The following is a 20,281-nucleotide window of genomic DNA, read 5'->3' on the forward strand; positions in this document are numbered from 1 at the left end:
ATGCCCGACCGGACAAGCCTGCTGCCCGCCGATCCCACTCACCGGAGCCTGAAGAAGATGACTGACACGATCCCCCCTGCAACCGGCCCGTCCCGCCGCGATTTCCTGGGCCATGGCGCGGTGCCGCCCGATCCGCGCTGGCCGGGCAGGGCGCGGGTCGCGGTCTCGATCGTGGTGAATTTCGAAGAGGGAGCCGAGCGCGCGGTTTCGGACGGTGACGCGGCGAACGAGGGGGTCTATGAGGCGATCGACCGGATCGAGGGTCTGCCCGACCCCTGCCAGGACAGCCATTACGAATACGGCACCCGCGCCGGCTACTGGCGGGTGATGCGCTGCCTCGATGCCTTCGGTGCCCCCGCGACGCTGAGTGCCTGCGGCCTGGCGGTGGAGCGGTCGCCCTGGCTTGCGCGCGACGCGGTGGCGCGGGGACATGAGGTGTCGTGCCACGGTTGGCGATGGGAGCGCCACGCCGGGATGGACCCGGCCACGGAACGCGCGGCGATCGCCCGCACCGCGGCGACCATCGCGCGGGTGACGGGGGTGGCGCCGGTCGGTTGGCACACCCGATCGGCCGCGTCGCAGAACACGCGGGCACTTCTGGTCGAACATGGCGGCTTTCTCTACGACAGCGACGCCTACAACGACGACCTTCCCCTCCTCGTGCAGGTCGGCGGGCGACGGCACGTCGTGCTGCCCTACAGCTTCGACACCAACGACATGCACTTTCACCAGGCCGGGCAGCGTTTCGTGCAGGGGCGGGATTTTGCCGACTACCTGATCGCGGCCTATGACCAACTCTGGCGCGAGGGGGGCGAGGTGCCGCGGATGATGTCGATCGGGCTGCATCTGCGGATGATCGGTCGCCCGGGCCGCATCGCGGGGCTTGAGACGGCACTGGCCCATATCGCGCAGAAGGGGGGCGCCTGGATCGCCCGGCGGGACGAGATCGCCCGGCACTGGCTTGGCAGGTTCGGGGCAGGGCCGCTTGGCGATGTTCAGGGGGCAGAGGCCGGAGGCCGCGGGTGACACGCCTCCTGATCGTCAATCCGAACACCACCGTGGCGCTGACCGATCGCCTTGTCGCCGGGGCGCGCGCGGCGCTGCCTGCCGGGGTCGAGGTGGTGGGGCGCACCGCGGGGTTCGGCGCGCCCGTGATCGCCTCGCGCCTGTCCTATGCGGTGGGGGCGCTTGCGGGGGTGGTGGCGATGGCCGAAAGCCCGGGGCGGTTCTCGGCCGTGCTCCTGGGCTGTTTCGGCGACCCGGGGCTCGAGGCGCTGCGCGAACTTTCCGCCGCCCCGGTGGTCGGCATGGCCGAGGCGGCGATGCGGGCAGCGGCCCGGCGTTCGGGGCGTTTCGCGATCCTGACGCTGGGCGCGGCCTGGCGCCCGATGCTGGAGGAGCGCGCCGCGGTCGCGGGGCTGGGCGGTCGTCTTGCCGGGGTCTTCACGCTCGACGGCACCGGCCTCGATGCGCTGGCGGACCCGGAGGGCACGCGGCGGCGGCTGGAGCGGGCGGTCGAGGGGGCCGTGGCGGCGGGGGCTGAAACGATCGTTCTGGGCGGCGCCACCCTCGCCGGCCTGCCGTGCCCCGCGCGCCCGGGGGTGGTGTTTGTCGACGGTTTCGCTGCGGCGCTGGACGAGGTTCGGCAACTTCTGGCGATGGGCCTGCCGGGGGCCTGAGCCCCGCCGTCACCCCGATCCGGCGGCGGCGACGCGGCGGACCGTGGCGATCACCGTCTCGCGGAACCACCGGTGGCCCGGGTCCGCCTCGAGCCTTGGGTGCCACATGGCCGAGATCGCGATGCCGGGTACCTCTACCGGCAGGGGCACGGCCACGAGGTCGTCCCTCAGGCAGGAGCGCGGCACCTGCGCGACAAGGTCGGTCTGGCGAGCGATCTCCAGCGCGTCGGGAAAGCCGGGCACGACCGCCACGACATGGCGGGCCAGCCCCAGCCTGTCGAGGGCGTCATCGACCGGGCCGAGCATGCTGCCCCGGCGCGAGGCGACGACATGGCGGCAGGCGGCATAGCTTTCCGGCGTCACCGGGGCCGCGAGCAGCGGGTGATCCGGCCGCACGGCCCCGATGAAGCGGTCGCGGAACAGGTTGCGGGTGCGGACCTCGGGCGCAAAATCCCCCAGCACGCCGATCTCGAGGTCGGCATCGCCATCGCGCAGGGGGCGCGCGTCCTTTTCGGGTTTGGGCGCAAGGCGCAGCCGGACCCGGGGCGCGGCCTCCAGCAGGGCCAGCAGCAGCGGCGCGGCGAACAGGCTTGAAAACCCCTCGTTCGCGCGCAGGGTGAAGGTCCGGTCCAGCGTGGCGAGGTCGACCGCGGCCTCCTGCGGGGCCAGTAGACCCTCGGCCTCGGCCAGGAGCCCCGGCAGCCGGTCGCGGAGCGCGATGGCGCGGGGCGTCGGTACCAGCCCCCGCCCGGCCCGCACCAGAAGCGGGTCGCCCACAGCCACCCGCAGGCGCGTCAATGTGCGGCTCATCGCCGACGTGCTGAGCCCGAGGCGCCGTGCGGCGTCGGTGACGCTGCCGGTGGCAAGCATCGCATCCAGCGCACGCAGAAGGTTAAGGTCGATCCCGGACATGGCGGAAGCCTGCCTTGAGGCGGCGCCGGGTGCAAGCGACGCCTGACTGCCTTGCGGTGGATGCAACCTGCGAGCCCAGGCGCCGGAAGGTCGTCAGAGGAAACGGGCCCCGATTGTTCTTGTGCAGGCAACAATCTGGTTCACAGGCCCTCCGGGCTTCCGTCGTTCAGCGCGGGGTCGTTCGCAGTGCCGGTTGGCCCGCGCAATTGGTCCTCCCCATTGAAATCCAAGGGGTCGATGCGTCAGAACGGGGGCAGCGGTGGCCGGAGGCGCAGGCGATTAGGCTGGCTTCATTCAGAATATGAATATCCCCCATTCATATATAGGCCATTGAAACACCTTCATTTTGTCGCACAAGGGGGCATCCTGTTCCGGCGTCATCGCACGGCGGCGGAGGGGGACAGAAGGCGCGGTGGCATCCCGGTGCGGGGCGGCCGCCGGTTAGACAGGCAAGAACGGGGCAGGGCAGGCACGCATGGTCAGGAAGGTTGAGAGCGTCGGGGTGCGCCGGCCGGACGGGACCGCGGGCCTGCCCTGTTTTGCCGCGGGGCCGCTGCGCTTCCGCGTTCCGCTGGCCCACAGGCCTGGGCCCCCGGCCGGGAGGAACGATCCGGCCCGGGGTGTGGCCACAATGTGTACCGTGATGAGTGTGGCGGTCGCCGGGCCAGGTATCGGTGGCGTGAGTGCGCGTTCTTCGACGAGCGAGGTGACCGCCTGTTTCCGCCCTCACTCCGCGTCCCAGACCCCGCCGCACTCCCCGGCGGCCCTGCGCCGCTGGCCGTGTATCGGCGCGCGCGCCTCCCGGTGGGGCCGCGCCTGAAGGCCCCCTCTGCGGGCCACCATCAGGGCTGCCGTCCGGGCGGGGGTCTGAACGGTATTCGAATCCCGTCCGGGGGAGATTTCCCCAGGATGGGGCGCGCGCCGGGTCTGCGTCCCCCGTTGGCCCGGCGCGTTGCGCCCCCTCTCGCTGGGGAAGGCACGTCCCGCCGATCAGGCGGAGAACACGTTTCGGATCGTGTCGCGTAGCCAGCGCAGGCCAGGTTCTTCCGCGTTCTCCTCCGGCCAGCACAGGAACAGCTTTATATCCGGAATTGCGAAGGGCGTTGGCATTACCCGCAGCCGGTTGATCGGCGCGATGATCTGGGCATAGCGTTCCGGGACGGTGGCGACGAGGTCGGTTACGGCGACAGTCGCGGCCAGGTCGGCGGCATTCGGCACGATGCAGACCTCGCGCCGCGTCGCCCCGGCAGCCATCAGCATGTTCCCCATCTGGTAGCGCGCCTGGTACGGCTGGTCGAGGACGACATGGCCCGAGGCGTTGAACTGTTCGAGGCTGATCGCCGGGCCGATCGTCGGGTGGCCCTCGCGCACGATGCAGACCGGGGTGACCTCGGCCAGCGGTTCGAACACGAGGCCCGGGATCTCTTGCGGGAAGACGTCTAGCAGGATGTCCACCTCGCCGTTGATCAGCCGCTGATAGGGGGCGCCCCAGTCGGGGGTCACCACCTCCAGCCGACAGCTCGATTCCGGCTGGTTGAGAAGGCCCAGCAGCGGCGGCAGGATCGAGGGGATGGAGAAATCGTGCAGCTCCAGCCGGAAGTGGCGGTTGGCGGTGGCAATGTCGAAATCGGCGCCGATCATCATGCCGTTGCGCAGCGCGTTCAGCGCCTGCGTCACCGGCCCCGCCAGCGACAGCGCAAGCGGCGTCGGCCTGACCCCGCCGTCGCTGCGGATGAACAGGCGGTCGTTGTATTGCAGCCGCAGCCGGGCCAGCGCGTTGCTGACCGTCGGCTGGCTCATGCCCAGGTTGTTGGCCGCCCGGCTGATGGAGCCCGCCTTGAGGATCGCCTCGAATATGACGAGAAGATTGAGGTCGAGGCGCCTCAGATCGCGTTTCCCGTTCACCCGGTCGCCCCCGCCATCGAAATTCAGTTCTGAAATATCGCCCGGCGGCGCGACGGCAAGGCTAGGCGCTGGGGTTTTCGATCTAGCCGATCAGCCTCGCCCATCTGGCGGGATCATCCGCGGGGAGGGCATTGCGGCGGGCGCGGGCATTATTCGGTTTCGGAATGTCGCCGCCTCGAGGCCCGCCAGCTGGGGATTCCGCGTTGGCAGTGTGCGCTGAGCGGCCGCCTTGTCAGGGGATCTCGCCTCCATGCCCGGGCACGCATTCTTCTGGCGCGACCAAGGTACAGTTGTCGACCCGAGTGCAAGAGACGCCGGTTGCAGGGGACATGATACTAAGCGGGAAGCCCAAGGCCCGCGAGTTCTTCCCCCATATTCCGAAGTAATCTGCCGCAAGGCGGGTGATGAATTCCCGTCTATAAAAAAGGCGGGTTAATTGTTTGCGTAGTGCGGGCATCACTCGGGCGAGGCTGCGTATAATGGACGATATGGAGATGGATGACCGCTTCTGGACCATTGCAAGGTCGCGTCCGGTTGTGGAAAGAATTTTGCGGCCAGCCAGATGATTTCAGAAATAGGCCAGCGTAACTCGCGCGGCATTTGCTGCCACACAAGTTCAATTTCCGGGATAACCACCTTCCCCGCGAGCCTAGTTTGTGCGTCCGGCCTCTGCTAACCTTTACTCAAAACAGGGTTGGGGGTAGACAGACAATAATATGAGGCAGCTCTTTCTTCACATTGGAACGCATAAAACAGGGACGACCTCGTTCCAGGCGAGCCTGATGGCGGCGCGGCCTGCGCTCTTGGCCGAGGGCGTCGCAGTCTACGTCGAAACTGGACGGGGCGGCCATCCGGCTCCCAACAACTTCACACTTGCCAATTCTGTGCTTCGCCCCTCGCTGAGGACGCAGGCACGTATGTCGAAGCTGGCCAAGCCCCCGGGCTTCCTTGCCTATTCGAAGTCGGTGGCCGAGATGCGTCGCTTCCTGTGCACTCCGGGTGCTCGGAAATTCGTGATCAGCGCCGAAGCCTTCTCCTTCGCCCGCGACCCTGGCGAGCGGCGCAAAATCGAGGGGCTTTTCGCTAAGCAGGAGATCAAGGTAATCCCCGTCCTGTGCCTGCGTAGCGGCGGGGACTGGCGCGAAAGCTGGGCTGATTACCTGCGTCGCTGGGATCCCGAGGGGCGTCAGAGCTACGGAAAGGATACTGATAATATCCTTGGCGACTGGTATTTCGACACTGAAGCAATCCTCCAATTTTGGAGTGCCATCGGCCCGGTTCGGATAGTTGATTATGACGCGGCGATTGCCGACCCAAGAGCCGACGGGTCTATCCTGCCCGCACTATACGCAGCGATGGAAATCGCCATGCCCGCGGGCGATGCTAGGCTCTTTCTCAACACTCGCATCTAGGTGCACGCCGCCACAGCGCCGCCTGCTCTGCCGAGCTTTCTTATACGATACGCGCGTAATGCGGTGTTAGGTCTGGCAGGTAATCAAGACAGCCGAGGCCGCATGAGGCTTTTACGTCTATAAGAAAGGGCGCTGGCTGCCCCGGTTTGTTGGACGCAGAGACCGAGCAGGCGCGGCATGGGCAGAAGGGCCGGGCCTGTGCTGTATTCAGGCCATGATGCGCGCGGAGAGGGCAGAAAGGCATCGCCGTTTCGGCATCTCGCGCGCGCGCCTGGAGGTCGACACGGCGGGCATACCCTAAGATTACCCCTAAGCTCGTTACGCTCTGACAAGCGGCAACGACGCCGATACTTCCAACACGACTTGACCGCCAATCATCCGGCTCAGTCCCGTTGAAGGTGGGGGATTTTGTGGGGGCAAGCGACTGGAGATTTCCAATTACTCTTGTCGTTTCGGGTGGTTCCCTAAGGCAAGTGGCGGAGAGACAGGGATTCGAACCCTGGGTGGGCGCAAACCCACAACGGTTTTCGAGACCGCCCCGTTCGACCGCTCCGGCACCTCTCCGCTTGCCTAGTCGACGGAGGGGGATGTAGCCGGAGCGTCCGGCCGACGCAAGCCCCCCTCGCAGGAAAAAAATCATGCTGGGGCGGGGAGGGTGCTTGGCGGGCCGCGGGGGATGTTTCGTGGGCGGCTTTCCGGGGCGGCAACGAGGGCGCCGTTGCCTTTCCGGGTGTGGCTGGGCCGCCCGCGTGGCAGGGGGCGGCGGAGCCGTTCGGCGGTGTGTCGCGGGTCGGGCGGGCCGTTCGGGCGCGTATCCGCCGAAACTGCGGGCCTTTCGCGCGGGCTCTGGGAATCGCCCGGCTCCGGGCGTAGGAGAGCGGCGCTCCGGCACGTCCGGCCGTCTTGCGGCGGTCCGGCACGCTTCGGACGCGGCGGCCCCGAAGGGGCGGCGATTGAAAAACCGCCCGGCGGCCCCCAGATCGGGCGTATGTACCGACCCGCCCAACGCACTTCCGATTGCTCGCAAAGACCCCGCAACAACAGGTCCCGTTACCGCCCATGCTGCCCCGGATTGCCGTTCTCCTGCCCCTCGTGATGGGATCGATCGCCACGGCGGTCGGCTGGCCGGTCATGGCCCAGACGGTGCCGCCGCAGCAAACGGCGCCCGGCGGGACGGCCGGGGTTGGCCGGCAGGCGGCGAACGATCCGGCCCGGCCGCGTTCTCACGCGGGGACCACGCTGCAGCAGCGCCAGGAGGCCCGCCTCTATGCCGCGCTCAGGCTTCCCGATCTTCTGGAGGTGATGCGTGACGAGGGGGTGGATTACGGCAAGGCGCTGGCCGATCAGCTGTTTCCGGGCGATGACGGCCCGGCCTGGCAGGCGACGGTGCGCCGGATCTACGACCCGCGCCGGATGACAGAGCTGTTCGAAGGCGCTTTCGGGCCGCGGATGTCTGACCGCGACCGCCACGCGGCGCTGGTCTTCCTGACTTCGCCCCTGGGGCGGCGAATCGTGGGGCTGGAGATCTCGGCGCGGCGGGCCCTGCTGGACCCGGATGTCGAGGCGGAGGCCGAGGCGCGGCTTAAGGCGATGGCCGCGCACAAGGATCCGCGGCTTGCGCTGCTGCGCCGGTTCGCCGAGGCGAACGGGCTGGTGGAGGCGAACGTCGCAGGTGCGCTTAACGCCAATTTCGCCTTCTACACCGGGTTGGCCGACGGTCACGCCCCCGGGCTCGACTTCGACCGCGACCAGATCCTTGCCGAGGTGGCGCACCAGCAGGAAGAGGTGCGGCGCGAGACCCGCGGCTGGCTCTATCCGTTCCTTGCCACCGCCTACGCGCCACTCAGCGACGATGAACTGCACCGTTACATCGAATTTTCGCAAAGCCCGGCGGGCAAGTCGCTCAACCGCGCGCTGTTCGCGTCGTTCGACGTGATGTTCAACCACATCTCGCACGATCTGGGCCTTGCGGCGGCGGGCATGCTGGGAAGCGAGAACCTCTAGGCCCCCGGGGGCCTGACGGGGCGGTCTAACGCGGCCACCGCCGCCGCGGGGACGGACCAGGCGGGGGAGTGGTTGCAAGGCTTGACTTTTCCCCCGCGATTCCCGATAAGCCGCCATCCCGGATGGTGCTTGCCACTTTCCGGGCTTTTGCAATACGGCCCCCGACGAGGGGCGCGCTGTCCGAAGGCGCCGGGAAACCGGCCGGAACGCCCTCGAAAGAGGGGGCCGCAGGACGCGGGATGAGAGAAGGAAAGACCCATGTTCGCGGTCCTCAAGACGGGCGGCAAGCAATACAAGGTGCAGGCGGGTGACGTTCTGCGCGTTGAGAAACTTGCGGCCAACGCTGGCGACAAAGTCCAGTTCAACGAGATTCTGATGATCGGCGGCGACGCCCCGGCCGTCGGCGCGCCCTTCGTGGCCGGTGCCGCGGTTCAGGCCGAGGTGATCGACCAGATCAAGGCCGACAAGGTCATCCATTACGTCAAGCGCCGCCGCAAGCACAGCTCGCAGCGCACCAAGGGCCACCGCCAGCAGCTGACGCTTCTGCGCGTGACCGACATCCTCGCCTCGGGCGCGGACACCTCGGGCGTGGCGCTGGCCACCGGCACTGCGGAAGCCCGCCGTTCGGCCCATGGTTCGGAAGGCGCGGCCCCGGCTGCGAAACCGGCCGCCAAGAAGGCCGCGAAGCCTGCCGCCGCCAAGGCCGAAAAGCCGGCCAAGGCCGCCGAAGGCGCGGACGACCTGAAGAAGCTGTCGGGCGTTGGCCCGGCGCTCGAGAAGAAACTGCACGAGGCCGGCGTCACGACCTTCGCGCAGATCGCGTCCTGGACCGAGGCGGACATCGCCGAATTCGACGACAAGCTGTCGTTCCACGGCCGGATCGAGCGTGAAGGCTGGGTCGACCAGGCCAAAGAGCTCTCGAAGTAAGGAGATCAGACCATGGCACACAAAAAAGCAGGCGGCTCCTCGCGCAACGGCCGCGACTCCGCTGGCCGCCGCCTTGGCGTGAAGCTCTACGGTGGCCAGGCCGCCGAGCCGGGCAACATCATCGTGCGTCAGCGCGGCACCAAGTGGTGGCCGGGCGAGGGCGTCGGCATGGGCCGCGACCACACCATCTTCGCGACTGTCGAAGGCGATGTGACGTTCCGCAAGGGCCTCAAGGGCCGCACCTTCATCTCGGTGCTTCCGCGTGCGGAGGCAGCCGAGTAAACCGGACCTTCATACTGGCATGGTAACGGGGGGATCGGCTGAAAGGCCGGTCCCTTCGCGTTTGGGGGAGGATCGAATGGACGGAGTGGAGGATACGCGTCGGGACGAGTCCGACGTGCAGAAGGCACGGCGCACGGCATTGTCCGCCGGGTCCGGGGATGCGGGCCTTCCCGCCGCCCCGCGGCTGCGCGACGACCTGGCCTGGGCCGGCACCGGCGACGAGGATCGCCGCGGGGGGCTGACCCTGATGCAGCGCCGGCAGGCGGCAGCGGGCGACGACCCCTCGCGCGCGGTGATCGTGTCCGAACGCGTCGACCTGCGCCCCGTGCGCCGCTCTGACGTAGGGCTGATCGCACTTTACACCGCCGACCGGCGGGTGGCCGAGGGGACACGCTCGATCCCGCATCCGCTGCCGCCCGGGGCGACGGAGGCTTACGTCGAACGCGCGATGAACCCGGCCACGGATGAAGATGTCTGGGTCATCGACGGCTCCGCCCACGGCCTGGCCGAGGTGCTGGGCGCCGTGGCGCTGCGGCGGATGGGGGGCGACCAGTCCGAGATCAGCTATTGGGTGGCGCCGGCGTTCTGGAACACCGGTTTCGCCTCCGAGGCGGTGAAGGCGCTGATCGAGGCGAACCCGCGTGGCGCCCGCACGATCTTTGCCGAGGTGTTCCAGGACAATCCGACCTCGGCCAAGGTGCTGACCAACTGCGGCTTCGATTACATTGGCGCGGCAGAAAGCTATTCCGTGGCGCGCGATGCCCGGGTGCCGACCTGGACCTACCTTAGGAAGATGGCGTAAAGCACCGCACTTACAGGTATTTTTCCGCTTCCTTGCGGGCGAAGGGTTTCAGTGCGTCGCCATGCGCGTCCAGAAAGGCGCGAACCCGATCCGGGTCGTGCCGCGACAGATCGCGCAGCCACCAGGCCACCGCCTTCTGTTCGAACCAGCTGGGCCGCTCGGATCCCAGCCGGGCGGCCCAGCCAAGAATACGCTCGCGCGCCGCGATCTCGGCGGGTTTGGGATGGGTAAGCTTGGTCCACGGCAGGGTGAACACCAATGCCGCCCGGCGGGTCCAGAGGATGGGAGAATCGAGCCAGGTCTCGACAAGGTCGAGCCGCGCGGGATCGGCCACCAGCCGGCGGGAGCCCGCCTGTGCCGCATGATCGGCGATCGCCCAAGCGTCCAGCTGTGGCACCCACGAGACGATCAGCGCCCATACCGCATCGTCCGGCCGGATCCGTGCCTGCGTCAGCAGACGCGCGGCGGCGACCCGGGCCTCGTGTACATCGCTTTGCCACAGGCCGTCGGCCAGGGCGACCCGCTCATCCAGCGTCAATTCCGGCCGCCACTGCTTTGACAAGGCGTCGATTTCCGGAACCGGCACACCCAGGTAGCGACGGGGGGCCTTGTGATAGGCCGCAGCACCGGCGGCGCGTTCGGCATCGCCACGCATCTCCAGCTCAGCCAGTGCCTCGGCTGGGGTCATTCCACCGTCACCGACTTGGCCAGGTTGCGCGGCTGGTCGACGTCGGTCCCCTTGGCGATGGCCGTGTGATAGGCCAGCATCTGCGCCGGCAGGGCGAAGAGGATCGGCGCGACGAAGGGATCTGCCGTGGGCAGCGTCAGGCTGTTCCAGACGCCGGTACCGCCCTCGGCGATGCCCCCGGCATCCGAGATCAGCAGAACCTGCCCATGGCGCGCCATCACCTCCTGCATGTTCGACACGGTCTTGTCGAACAGCCCGTCACGCGGCGCCATCACGATCACCGGCACATGGGAATCGATCAGCGCGATCGGCCCGTGCTTGAGTTCGCCTGACGCATAACCTTCGGCATGTATATAGCTGATTTCCTTGAGCTTAAGCGCCCCCTCAAGAGCCAGCGGGAACATCGGCCCTCGGCCGAGGAACAGAACGTCCTGCGCCTCGGAAAGCTGACCGGCGATGGTGGCGATCTCGCTCTCCAGCCCCAGGGCGTGGTTCATCAGTCCCGGCAGGCTCGCCAGCGACGACAGGTGGCGCGCCAGCGCGCCGGGATCGAGCCGGCCTCGGTCGACGCCCGCCTTCAGCGCCAGCACCGCCAGAACCGTCAGCTGGCAGGTGAAGGCCTTGGTCGAGGCCACGCCGACCTCCACCCCTGCAAGGCTGGGGAGCGCCACGTCGGATTCCCGCGCGATGGAGGAGGTCGCGACGTTGACGACCGACACCACCTTGGCGACCTGCTCATGGGCGTGGCGGAGCGCCGCCAGCGTGTCGGCCGTTTCGCCCGACTGGCTGACGAACAGCGCCCAGGACGTTGGCGACAGCGGCGGTTCGCGGTAGCGGAACTCCGACGCGATATCCACGTCGACCGGCAAGCCGGCGATCTGCTCAAACCAGTATTTCGCCACAGAACACGCATAGTAGGCGGTGCCGCAGGCGACCAGGCTGATCCGGTCCACCCCCGTGAAATCAATCTCTTCGGGCAGCGAGAGCGCGGTGCCCCCCTGGGCGAGGTAGTGGCGCAGCGCATCGGCGATCACCACCGGCTGCTCGGCGATCTCCTTGGCCATGAAGTGCTTGTAGCCGGCCTTCTCGACCCGCGTCGCCTCGCGCTCGATCCGGGTCTCTGCCCGGTTCGCCAGACGTCCGGCGGCATCGAAGATCACCACGCCCGCGCGCGTCACCTCGGCCCGGTCGCCTTCTTCGAGATAGGTGATCCGGTCGGTCAGCGGCGCCAGCGCGATCGCGTCCGAACCGACGTACATCTCGCCGTCGCCATGGCCGATCGCCAGCGGGCTGCCGCGGCGCGCGGCGATCATAAGGTCGTCCTCGCCCTCGAACAGGAAGCACAGCGCGAAAGCCCCCTTGAGGCGCCCCAGAGTGCTGGCCGCGGCGGTCCGCGGATCCTGGCCCTGATCCATGTAGTGGCGGGTCAGAAGCACGATCGTCTCGGTGTCGGTCTCGGTCTCCGGGATCAGGCCGACAGCTTCAAGCTCTTGCCGCAACTCCCTGAAATTCTCTATGATTCCGTTATGAACGACGGCCACCTTGCCGGCCCGGTGGGGGTGGGCATTGGCGACCGTGGGCGCGCCGTGGGTGGCCCAGCGGGTGTGGCCGATCCCGGCCTTCCCGGCGAGCGGCTCGTGCACCAGCAGGTCGGACAGGTTGGCAAGCTTGCCGATGGCGCGGCGCCGGTCCAGCCGGCCGCCGTTCACGGTGGCGATCCCGGCACTGTCATAGCCTCGATATTCCAGCCGCTTCAGCGCCTCGACAAGGATGGGCCCAACTTCGTGCTGGCCCAGAACGCCGACGATCCCGCACATGTTATTTTCCCCCTTTCGCGGCTTTCTGTGCCCGAAGGCGTTCGAAGAACCTGGTGGCAAAGCCCGGCTTCACCTCCTGGCGTGCGCGGGCAACCACCATCGCGCCCTCGGGCACGTCGGCCGTCACCACCGATCCGGTCGCCGTCATCGCGTCGTCGCCGATCCGCACCGGCGCCACCAGCATGGTGTCGGAGCCGATGAACACCCGCGCGCCGATCTTCGTGCGATGCTTGAAGACCCCGTCGTAATTGCATGTAATCGTTCCCGCACCGATATTGGTGCGCTCGCCGATCTCGGCATCGCCGAGGTAGGTCAGGTGGCCCACCTTCACGCCTTCGTCGAGGATCGCGTTCTTGATCTCGACGAAGTTGCCGACATGCACGTCTTCGGCCAGTTCCGCCCCGGTGCGCAACCGGGCGAAGGGGCCGACGGTCGCGCCGCGGCTGACGTGGCAGCCCTCGAGATGGGTGAAGGGGCGGATCTCGGCGCCCGACTCGATGGTGACGCCGGGGCCGAAGACGACGTTCGGCCCGATCACCGCATCGCGCCCGACGATCGTGTCGAGGGCGAAGAACACCGTCTCGGGCGCGGTCAGCGTCACGCCGTTCTCCAGCGCCTCGTCCCGGGCCCGGGCCTGGAAAGCGGCCTCGGCGGCGGCAAGCTCGGACCGGGTGTTGACGCCCATGGTCTCGGCCTCCGCGCAGGTCACGACGCCGGCCGACAGGCCGCGCTGCACCGCCAGCCCGATCACGTCGGTCAGGTAGTATTCCCCCGCGGCATTGTCGTTGCCCACGGCCGCGACAAGTTCTGCCAGAAGCCCGGCGTCGGCGCAAAGAACGCCGCTGTTGCAAAGCGTTATGTCGCGCTCTTCATCTGTCGCGTCCTTGAATTCGACGATCCGCTCCAGCCGGTCCCCGGCGGTCACCAGCCGACCGTAGCGGCCCGGATCGGCCGCCTCGAAGCCCAGCACGACGACCGCATGCCGGGCCCGCGCCTCGCGGAGCGCCTCGAGGGTTTCGGGCCGGATCAACGGCGTATCGCCATAAAGCACCAGCGCATCGCCGGTCATGCCCTGAAGTTCGGGCAGCGCCTGCGCCACCGCGTGGGCCGTGCCCAGCTGTTCGGCCTGCGCGACCACGCGGACCTCGGGGTCGGCCTCGCGCGCCGCGGCGGCCACCTCGGCGCCGCCATGGCCGGTCACGACGACCACCTTCTCGGGCCCGAGGGCGCTCCCGGCGGCCAACGCATGGGCCAGCAACGGCGCGCCGCCGATGCGGTGCAGGACCTTGGGCAGGTCGGAATTCATGCGGGTTCCCTGGCCTGCGGCGAGGATGATGAGGGTGACGGGCATGTCTGGCCTTTCCTTCCGGTTCCGCCCGTTCTACCCAAAGGCCACGGGGCCGCAAGGGACGCGGCTTCAAAGAAGCTTACGGGATGTTTCAGGGGGTGTCATGCGTCTGGTGGTTCTGGATCTCGACGGCACGCTGGCCGATACGTCGGCCGACCTGATCGCCGCGGCGAACGCCTGTTTCCGCGACCTCGGCGCGGGCGACCGGCTGGATCCGGTGGCGGATGCGCTGACCGCCTTCCATGGCGGGAGGGCGATGCTAAGGCTGGGGTTCTCGCGGATCGGCGACGACTGGACCGAGGCCGAGGTCGACGCGCAATATCCCCGTCTTCTGGAGGCCTACGCCGCCGATATCGACCGGCACACCCGGCTTTACCCCGGGGCCGAGCGCGCGGTGGAGACGCTGCATTCCATGGGCTATGCCACCGCGATCTGCACCAACAAACCCGCCGCGCTGGCCGAGGATCTGCTGTCGCGGCTCGGGGTGCGGGGGCTCTTCGCCTCGCTCGTGGGGGCGGATACGCTGAGCACGCGCAAGCCCGACCCCGCGCCCTACCATGCCGCGGTGGAGCGCGCGGGGGGCGAACTTGGGCGGTCCTTCCTCGTCGGCGACACGGAGACCGATTACAAGACGGCCCGGGCGGTCGGGGTGCCGATCGCCCTCGTGACCTTCGGGCCCGAGGGGCGCGGGGTGGACCGCTTCGCGCCCGATGCGCTGCTCGACCATTTCGACGGCCTGCCCGACCTGGCCGAGCGCCTGCTGGCGGAGGGCTGAGATGGACCTTCCCGAAGCGACCCCCGGGCCCGTGCCTGACACTGCCACCGAGACCGCCACCGACACCGCGCCCGCCGGGATGCCCGAGGTCTTCACCGGCAGCTTCACCCAGCAGGAGCCGATCCCCGAGGCTGCGATCGAGGCTGCCGTCGCGGTGATGCGCCACGGCCGCCTGCATCGCTACAACACGGTGCCGGGCGAGGTGGGCGAGGTCGCCGCGCTGGAGGAGGAATTCGCCGCCGTCACCGGGGCGCGCTATGCGCTGGCCGTGGCGTCGGGTGGATATGCGCTGGGGTGTGCCCTGCGCGCGCTCGGGGTCAGCGCGGGCGAGGCGGTGCTGACCAATGCCTTCACGCTTGCCCCGGTGCCGGGGGCGATCGCCGCGCTCGGCGCGCGGCCGGTCTTCGTCGAGACGCTGCCCGACCTGACGATCGACATGGATCACCTCGCCCAGCGGGCGCGCGAGACCGGGGCGCGGGTCCTGATGCTCAGCCACATGCGGGGACATGTCTGCGACATGGACCGGCTGGTCGCGCTCTGTGCGGATCTCGGGCTGAAGATCGTCGAGGATTGCGCGCATACGATGGGCGCGCGCTGGCGCGGCATACCGTCGGGGCGGCACGGGGTGATCGCGTGCTATTCGACCCAGACCTACAAGCACCTGAACTCGGGAGAGGGCGGGTTCCTGACCTCCGACGATCCCGGGCTGATGGCGCGCGCGATCCTGCTGTCGGGCAGCTACATGCTCTATGGGCGCCACCGCGCGGCGCCGCCGCCCGAGGCCTTTGCCGATCTGCGCTACCGGACCCCCAATGTCTCGGGCCGGATGGACAACCTGCGTGCGGCGATCCTGCGCCCGCAGCTGGCGCGGCTGGCGGATCAATGCGCGGACTGGACCGCGCGCTACCGGGCGGTCGAGTACGGCTTGCGCGGCACCCCGGGCCTTGCGCTGATCGAGCGGCCCGAGGCCGAGGCGTTCGTGGGCTCCTCGTTCCAGTTCCGGCTCGACGGCTGGGAGGCCGATCGGATCGGCGAGGTGATCCGCCGCGCCGCCGCCCGGGGGGTGGAGCTGAAATGGTTCGGCGCGCCCGAGCCCGTGGCCTTCACCTCGCGCTACGACAGCTGGCATTACGCCGCGCCGGAGCGCCTGCCTGGAACGGATGCGGTGCTGGCGGGGCTGATGGACATGCGGTTGCCGCTGACCTTCAGCCTTGGCGATTGCGCCCTGATCGCCCGGATCGTGCGGGCCGAGGTCTCCACGGTCTTCCAGTCCGGCTGACCCGGGCAGGGCGGGCTCGGTCGAAACGCCCCCTGCGCGCGGCGGGAAACGCCACCGCGTGCCGTGCGCAGGCACTCCCTTTCATTGTTCCCCAAATACGCAAACCCGGCCTGCCGGATGCGACCCGCTTGACCCGACTCGTACACCCCGCTACGAAATGAACAAGTGTTCAATAAAGCGGGAGGAGGCCGCCATGTTCACCGCGTCCATGCGTTTCGATCTGGGCGAGGACATCGACGCCCTGCGCGAGATGGTCCACCGCTGGGCGCAGGAGCGCGTCAAGCCGATGGCGGCCACGGTCGACCGCGACAACGTCTTTCCGGCCGAACTCTGGCAGGAGATGGGCGAGCTTGGCCTTCTGGGCATCACCGTGCCCGAGGAATTCGGCGGCGCGGGGATGGGCTACCTCGCCCATGTCATCGCGACGGAAGAGATTGCGCGCGCCTCGGCCAGCGTCTCGTTGTCCTACGGGGCGCATTCGAACCTCTGCGTCAATCAGATCAAGCTCAACGGGACCGAGGCGCAGAAACGCAAGTATCTGCCGGGCCTGATCTCGGGCGAACATGTCGGCGCGCTGGCGATGTCCGAGGCCGGCGCCGGGTCCGACGTGGTGGGGATGAAGCTCCGCGCCGAGAAGAGGAACGACCGGTACGTCCTGAACGGCACCAAGTACTGGATCACCAACGGCCCGGATGCCGACACCCTTGTCGTCTATGCCAAGACCGACCCCGAGGCCGGGTCGAAGGGCATCACGGCCTTCCTCGTCGAGAAGACGATGAAGGGTTTTTCCACCTCGCCGCATTTCGACAAGATGGGGATGCGGGGGTCTAACACGGCGGAACTGATCTTCGACGATTGCGAGGTGCCGTTCGAGAACGTGCTGGGCGAGGAGGGGCGCGGGGTGCGCGTCCTGATGTCGGGGCTCGATTACGAACGGGTGGTGCTCTCGGGGATCGGCACGGGGATCATGGCGGCCTGCCTCGACGAGGTGATGCCCTACCTGCATGAGCGCCGCCAGTTCGGCCAGAAGATCGGGGATTTCCAGCTGATGCAGGGCAAGATCGCGGACATGTACGTCGCGATGAACACCGCGCGGGCCTATGTCTACGAGACGGCGAGGGCCTGCGACCGGGGCGAGGTCACACGGCAGGATGCGGCGGGCTGTGTCCTTTATGCGTCCGAGCAGGCGATGGTGCAGGCGCACCAGGCGGTGCAGGCGATGGGCGGAGCGGGGTTCCTGAACGATTCCACCGTCAGCCGGCTGATGCGCGACGCCAAGCTGATGGAGATCGGGGCGGGCACGTCCGAGATCCGCCGCATGCTGATCGGGCGGGAGCTGATGGGGGCCACGGCGTGAGGCGACTTCTTCTGATCCTTGCCCTCCTGCCGGGCCCCGCGCTTGCCGACGGCCTCAGCGTCGCGCCGCGAACGGTCGAGGCATGCTACGCCTCGGCCCTGCCGGGAGAGACCGCACCGAAATGCCTGGGCGCCGCCTCGAACGCCTGCCAGACACTGCCGGGCGGGGATACCACGGTCGGCATCGTCACCTGCATCGGCAAGGAAACCGCCGTCTGGGATACCCTCCTGAACCGTGGCTACAAGAAGCTGCGCGCGGGCTTTCGCAAGCAGGGCAATGGTTTGCCCGAGGCTCTGGTCAAGACCCAGCGCGCCTGGATCGGGTTTCGCGATGCGCAATGCGCACTCGACTATGCCCGTTGGGGCAACGGCTCCATGCGCGGCATCGCGGCGGCGAATTGCATGATGGTGATGACCGCCGCGCGCGCGATCGAGCTGCGCGACATGGGAGAGACGCGGTGAGATCCGGGCAGGGCGCAGACGGGGGCAGCCGCGGCGGGGTGCGGCACGCAACGGCATGGATCCCGGGGATCATGTCTCCGACCTTGGCCCCGGCCCCGGCACCGGCCCCGGCCGAAATGGCAAGGGGGGCAGGACAGGCCCGCCCCCCCGTTTCCTGTCCGCCGCAGGGCCGCTCAGAAGCGGTGGACCCAGGAAATCCCGTAGACCATCGGCGACAGGTCGAGCGAGCCGATCTTGGTGCCGTTCACCTCGACATCCGGCTTGATGCGGATATAGCGCAGGTCGGCGCGGATCGCGTTGCGGTCGTCGATCGCGTAATCGACGCCGGCGTGCAGGGCGATGCCCATGGTATTCTTGATGTTCAGCCCGGCGACCGGGGTCTTCTCGCTGTAGATGAAGGTGTAGTTGACGCCCGCGCCGAGGAAGGGCGTGAACTTGCTTCCAGTGTCGAAGTAGTAGTTCAGCGTCAGGGTCGGCGGCAGATGCTTGACCGTGCCGATCTTGGTGCCCGCGAGGTTGACGTTGTGCTTGAACGGCGTCGCGGCCAGAAGTTCGATCCCCAGGTTGTTGCGGACGAAATATTCAAGGGTGAAGGTCGGCTGGATGTTGTTGTCGACCGTCACCGGCGCCCCCAGGAGCGTGCCGTTGTCCGACTTCGGCGCCACGTCGCCGAGGCCCAGGCCAAAGGTGATCGCCCCCTGGGGCTGCGCCTGCACCGGCGCGGCAAGGGGCAGGGCAAACGCCGCGAGGGCGAGGGCGGAGAGGGCGGTGGTCACGGGTTTCATCTTCTGTTCCTCGTAAGTCTGATGCCGCAGACCCTCTGCCTCCGCGCGCAACAAGACCTTGACGCAAATCAAGTTTTGCAACGTCGTGCCGCGACCGGCTGTCGCAGGCCCCACATCCCGGATACGGAGGCCCGCTCATGCGCCTGACCTCAGCCGCCCTGCCATCCTCGGAAGATTTCCGCGCCAACGTGGCCGCGCATGAGGCGATGCTCGCCGATGTGGCCGAGGCCGCCGCGATGGCCGCCGCCGGGGGAGGGGCTGCCGCGCTGGAACGTCACGTGGGCCGCGGCAAGCTCCCCCCGCGGGAACGGGTCGCCGACCTTCTCGATCCGGGATCGCCGTTCCTCGAGATCGGCGCCACCGCCGCCCATGGTCTCTATGACGGCGCGGCCCCCTGCGCGGGGGTGATCGCCGGGGTGGGCCGGGTGCAGGGGCAAGAGGTGATGGTGCTGGCCAACGATGCCACGGTGAAGGGCGGCACCTATTACCCGATGAGCGTGAAAAAGCACCTCCGCGCGCAGGAGATCGCCGAGGAATGCCATCTGCCCTGCATCTATCTCGTGGATTCGGGCGGCGCCAACCTGCCGAACCAGGACGAGGTGTTTCCCGACCGCGACCATTTCGGCCGCATCTTCTACAACCAGGCCCGGATGAGCGCGAAGGGCATCGCGCAGATCGCCGTGGTGATGGGGTCGTGTACCGCGGGCGGCGCCTATGTGCCCGCCATGTCCGACGTCACCATCATCGTGCGCGATCAGGGCACGATCTTCCTCGCCGGGCCGCCGCTGGTGAAGGCCGCGACGGGCGAGGTCGTCAGCGCCGAGGATCTCGGCGGCGGCGACGTCCACACACGGCTTTCGGGCGTCGCGGATTATCTCGCCGAGGATGACGCCCACGCGCTGGCGCTCGCGCGCCGCGCGGTCGCCTCCCTGAACCGCCGCAAACCCGAGACGGTGGTGTGGCAAAGCCCGGAAGAGCCGGCCTACGACCCCGACGAGATCCTCGGCGTCGTGCCATCGGCACTGACCACCCCCTACGACATCCGCGAGGTGATCGCCCGGGTGGTCGACGGCTCCCGCTTCGACGAGTTCAAGCCGCGCTTCGGCGAGACGCTGGTGACGGGCTTCGCCCACGTCATGGGCTGCCCGGTGGGGATCGTCGCGAACAACGGCGTGCTGTTCTCGGAAAGCGCCGTGAAGGGCGCGCATTTCGTCGAACTCTGCTCGCAGCGCAATGTACCACTGGTCTTCCTGCAGAACATCACCGGCTTCATGGTGGGCCGGAAATACGAGAACGAGGGGATCGCCCGCCACGGCGCCAAGATGGTGACGGCGGTGGCCACGACGAATGTGCCCAAGATCACGATGCTGGTCGGCGGCTCCTTCGGCGCGGGCAATTACGGCATGGCGGGCCGCGCCTATTCGCCCCGCTTCCTCTGGACCTGGCCCAATTCGCGGATCTCCGTGATGGGTGGCGAACAGGCCGCCGGGGTGCTGGCCACCGTCCGCCGCGACGGGATCGAACGCAAGGGCGGCACCTGGTCGGCCGAGGAGGAGGCCGCCTTCAAGCAGCCCACGATCGAGATGTTCCAGCGCCAGTCGCACCCGCTCTACGCCTCGGCCCGGCTCTGGGACGACGGCATCGTCGACCCGCGCAAGACGCGGCAGGTGCTGGCGCTGTCGCTTTCCGCCAGCCTCTGCGCCCCGATCGAACCGACCCGCTTCGGCGTGTTCCGGATGTAAAGTTTTTCGCCTCCGGCGGGGATATTTAAGAGCAGAAAGTGTGAACGCGGTCGTGCTTCCTTTCTGCTCTCAAATATCCCCGGGGGGTCCGGGGGCCGGCAGCCCC

18 protein-coding genes and 1 tRNA gene are annotated in these 20,281 nt (G+C 68.2%); 12 read left to right on the forward strand and 7 right to left on the reverse strand.

The genetic code is table 11. The features are described from left to right. Window positions 1–57 precede the first annotated feature (57 nt). A complete protein-coding gene (locus tag CVV76_RS02550) occupies window positions 58–1,026 on the forward strand; it encodes a polysaccharide deacetylase family protein (RefSeq protein ID WP_102223408.1) in 969 nt (322 codons plus the stop codon). Beyond that, a complete protein-coding gene (locus tag CVV76_RS02555; RefSeq protein WP_102223064.1) occupies window positions 1,023–1,679 on the forward strand; it encodes an aspartate/glutamate racemase family protein in 657 nt (218 codons plus the stop codon). Before CVV76_RS02550 ends, CVV76_RS02555 begins: the two co-directional genes overlap by 4 nt. A 9-nt stretch (window positions 1,680–1,688) precedes the next feature. On the opposite strand, the gene CVV76_RS02560 is transcribed toward CVV76_RS02555, so the two are convergent. Further along, window positions 1,689–2,591: a LysR family transcriptional regulator gene (locus tag CVV76_RS02560; RefSeq protein WP_102223065.1), complete on the reverse strand. Its 903-nt coding sequence runs from the start codon at window positions 2,589–2,591 to the stop codon at window positions 1,689–1,691. 990 nt (window positions 2,592–3,581) lie between these two features. After that, a complete protein-coding gene (locus tag CVV76_RS02565) occupies window positions 3,582–4,496 on the reverse strand; it encodes a LysR family transcriptional regulator (protein WP_102223066.1) in 915 nt (304 codons plus the stop codon). Between the two features lie 917 nt (window positions 4,497–5,413). Here CVV76_RS02565 and CVV76_RS02570 point away from each other — a divergent pair. After that, window positions 5,414–5,908 carry a hypothetical protein gene (locus CVV76_RS02570; RefSeq protein WP_146010234.1) on the forward strand — a complete coding sequence of 165 codons (495 nt, stop codon included), beginning with the start codon at window positions 5,414–5,416 and terminating at the stop codon, window positions 5,906–5,908. Between the two features lie 474 nt (window positions 5,909–6,382). On the opposite strand, the gene CVV76_RS02575 is transcribed toward CVV76_RS02570, so the two are convergent. After that, window positions 6,383–6,472 (reverse strand) — tRNA-Ser (locus CVV76_RS02575). A 495-nt stretch (window positions 6,473–6,967) separates the two neighbouring features. Between CVV76_RS02575 and CVV76_RS02580 the strand changes: the two genes are divergently transcribed. The 4 genes from CVV76_RS02580 to CVV76_RS02595 all read left to right on the forward strand — a co-directional run bounded on the left by CVV76_RS02580 (window position 6,968) and on the right by CVV76_RS02595 (window position 9,923). Next, a complete protein-coding gene (locus CVV76_RS02580) occupies window positions 6,968–7,912 on the forward strand; it encodes a DUF2059 domain-containing protein (RefSeq protein ID WP_102223068.1) in 945 nt (314 codons plus the stop codon). A gap of 258 nt (window positions 7,913–8,170) precedes the next feature. Beyond that, window positions 8,171–8,839 carry a 50S ribosomal protein L21 gene (locus tag CVV76_RS02585; RefSeq protein WP_102223069.1) on the forward strand — a complete coding sequence of 223 codons (669 nt, stop codon included), beginning with the start codon at window positions 8,171–8,173 and terminating at the stop codon, window positions 8,837–8,839. Window positions 8,840–8,851: 12 nt separating this feature from the next. Then, window positions 8,852–9,121, forward strand: coding sequence for a 50S ribosomal protein L27 (gene rpmA / locus CVV76_RS02590; RefSeq protein WP_102223070.1), 270 nt, complete (start codon window positions 8,852–8,854; stop codon window positions 9,119–9,121). Between the two features lie 247 nt (window positions 9,122–9,368). Then, the gene (locus CVV76_RS02595) at window positions 9,369–9,923 is read left to right on the forward strand and encodes a GNAT family N-acetyltransferase (protein ID WP_102223409.1); all 555 of its coding nucleotides are present in this window, start codon (window positions 9,369–9,371) and stop codon (window positions 9,921–9,923) included. A gap of 10 nt (window positions 9,924–9,933) precedes the next feature. On the opposite strand, the gene CVV76_RS02600 is transcribed toward CVV76_RS02595, so the two are convergent. Genes CVV76_RS02600 through glmU form a run of 3 tightly spaced genes read right to left on the reverse strand, consistent with a single transcriptional unit; the run spans window position 9,934 to window position 13,779 of the window. Then, a complete protein-coding gene (locus CVV76_RS02600) occupies window positions 9,934–10,611 on the reverse strand; it encodes a DNA alkylation repair protein (protein ID WP_102223071.1) in 678 nt (225 codons plus the stop codon). Beyond that, a complete protein-coding gene (gene glmS / locus CVV76_RS02605; RefSeq protein ID WP_102223072.1) occupies window positions 10,608–12,428 on the reverse strand; it encodes a glutamine--fructose-6-phosphate transaminase (isomerizing) in 1,821 nt (606 codons plus the stop codon). The genes CVV76_RS02600 and glmS overlap by 4 nt, the downstream gene beginning before the upstream one ends. A 1-nt stretch (window position 12,429) precedes the next feature. Continuing rightward, complete coding sequence (glmU, locus tag CVV76_RS02610) at window positions 12,430–13,779, reverse strand: bifunctional UDP-N-acetylglucosamine diphosphorylase/glucosamine-1-phosphate N-acetyltransferase GlmU (RefSeq protein ID WP_102223073.1); 1,350 nt, start codon at window positions 13,777–13,779, stop codon at window positions 12,430–12,432. A gap of 100 nt (window positions 13,780–13,879) precedes the next feature. Between glmU and CVV76_RS02615 the strand changes: the two genes are divergently transcribed. The 4 genes from CVV76_RS02615 to CVV76_RS02630 all read left to right on the forward strand — a co-directional run bounded on the left by CVV76_RS02615 (window position 13,880) and on the right by CVV76_RS02630 (window position 17,648). Beyond that, complete coding sequence (locus tag CVV76_RS02615) at window positions 13,880–14,551, forward strand: HAD hydrolase-like protein (RefSeq protein ID WP_102223074.1); 672 nt, start codon at window positions 13,880–13,882, stop codon at window positions 14,549–14,551. A gap of 79 nt (window positions 14,552–14,630) precedes the next feature. Then, the gene (locus CVV76_RS02620) at window positions 14,631–15,830 is read left to right on the forward strand and encodes a DegT/DnrJ/EryC1/StrS family aminotransferase (protein WP_102223410.1); all 1,200 of its coding nucleotides are present in this window, start codon (window positions 14,631–14,633) and stop codon (window positions 15,828–15,830) included. 193 nt (window positions 15,831–16,023) lie between these two features. Then, window positions 16,024–17,187 (forward strand): isovaleryl-CoA dehydrogenase, encoded by a 1,164-nt coding sequence (locus CVV76_RS02625; RefSeq protein WP_102223075.1) that lies wholly within the window; start codon window positions 16,024–16,026, stop codon window positions 17,185–17,187. Continuing rightward, window positions 17,184–17,648: a lysozyme inhibitor LprI family protein gene (locus CVV76_RS02630; RefSeq protein WP_102223076.1), complete on the forward strand. Its 465-nt coding sequence runs from the start codon at window positions 17,184–17,186 to the stop codon at window positions 17,646–17,648. The genes CVV76_RS02625 and CVV76_RS02630 overlap by 4 nt, the downstream gene beginning before the upstream one ends. A gap of 173 nt (window positions 17,649–17,821) precedes the next feature. Here CVV76_RS02630 and CVV76_RS02635 read toward each other — a convergent pair whose 3' ends face one another. Then, a complete protein-coding gene (locus CVV76_RS02635) occupies window positions 17,822–18,424 on the reverse strand; it encodes an OmpW/AlkL family protein (protein ID WP_102223411.1) in 603 nt (200 codons plus the stop codon). 146 nt (window positions 18,425–18,570) lie between these two features. Here CVV76_RS02635 and CVV76_RS02640 point away from each other — a divergent pair, with 146 nt between their 5' ends. Then, window positions 18,571–20,175: a carboxyl transferase domain-containing protein gene (locus CVV76_RS02640; protein WP_102223077.1), complete on the forward strand. Its 1,605-nt coding sequence runs from the start codon at window positions 18,571–18,573 to the stop codon at window positions 20,173–20,175. The last annotated feature ends 106 nt before the right edge of the window (window positions 20,176–20,281 follow it).

The organism is Acidimangrovimonas sediminis, assembly GCF_002871005.1.
GTDB lineage: Bacteria > Pseudomonadota > Alphaproteobacteria > Rhodobacterales > Rhodobacteraceae > Acidimangrovimonas > Acidimangrovimonas sediminis.

What these genes read in the sequence shown, in the direction of transcription:
- CVV76_RS02550 (WP_102223408.1), top strand. Translation starts at nt 58, where the DNA reads ATGACTGACACGATCCCCCCTGCAACCGGCCCGTCCCGCCGCGATTTC.
- CVV76_RS02560 (WP_102223065.1), bottom strand. Translation starts at nt 2,591, where the DNA reads ATGTCCGGGATCGACCTTAACCTTCTGCGTGCGCTGGATGCGATGCTT.
- CVV76_RS02570 (WP_146010234.1), top strand. Translation starts at nt 5,414, where the DNA reads ATGTCGAAGCTGGCCAAGCCCCCGGGCTTCCTTGCCTATTCGAAGTCG.
- CVV76_RS02580 (WP_102223068.1), top strand. Translation starts at nt 6,968, where the DNA reads ATGCTGCCCCGGATTGCCGTTCTCCTGCCCCTCGTGATGGGATCGATC.
- CVV76_RS02585 (WP_102223069.1), top strand. Translation starts at nt 8,171, where the DNA reads ATGTTCGCGGTCCTCAAGACGGGCGGCAAGCAATACAAGGTGCAGGCG.
- rpmA (WP_102223070.1), top strand. Translation starts at nt 8,852, where the DNA reads ATGGCACACAAAAAAGCAGGCGGCTCCTCGCGCAACGGCCGCGACTCC.
- CVV76_RS02595 (WP_102223409.1), top strand. Translation starts at nt 9,369, where the DNA reads ATGCAGCGCCGGCAGGCGGCAGCGGGCGACGACCCCTCGCGCGCGGTG.
- CVV76_RS02600 (WP_102223071.1), bottom strand. Translation starts at nt 10,611, where the DNA reads ATGACCCCAGCCGAGGCACTGGCTGAGCTGGAGATGCGTGGCGATGCC.
- glmS (WP_102223072.1), bottom strand. Translation starts at nt 12,428, where the DNA reads ATGTGCGGGATCGTCGGCGTTCTGGGCCAGCACGAAGTTGGGCCCATC.
- glmU (WP_102223073.1), bottom strand. Translation starts at nt 13,779, where the DNA reads ATGCCCGTCACCCTCATCATCCTCGCCGCAGGCCAGGGAACCCGCATG.
- CVV76_RS02615 (WP_102223074.1), top strand. Translation starts at nt 13,880, where the DNA reads ATGCGTCTGGTGGTTCTGGATCTCGACGGCACGCTGGCCGATACGTCG.
- CVV76_RS02620 (WP_102223410.1), top strand. Translation starts at nt 14,631, where the DNA reads ATGCCCGAGGTCTTCACCGGCAGCTTCACCCAGCAGGAGCCGATCCCC.
- CVV76_RS02625 (WP_102223075.1), top strand. Translation starts at nt 16,024, where the DNA reads ATGTTCACCGCGTCCATGCGTTTCGATCTGGGCGAGGACATCGACGCC.
- CVV76_RS02640 (WP_102223077.1), top strand. Translation starts at nt 18,571, where the DNA reads ATGCGCCTGACCTCAGCCGCCCTGCCATCCTCGGAAGATTTCCGCGCC.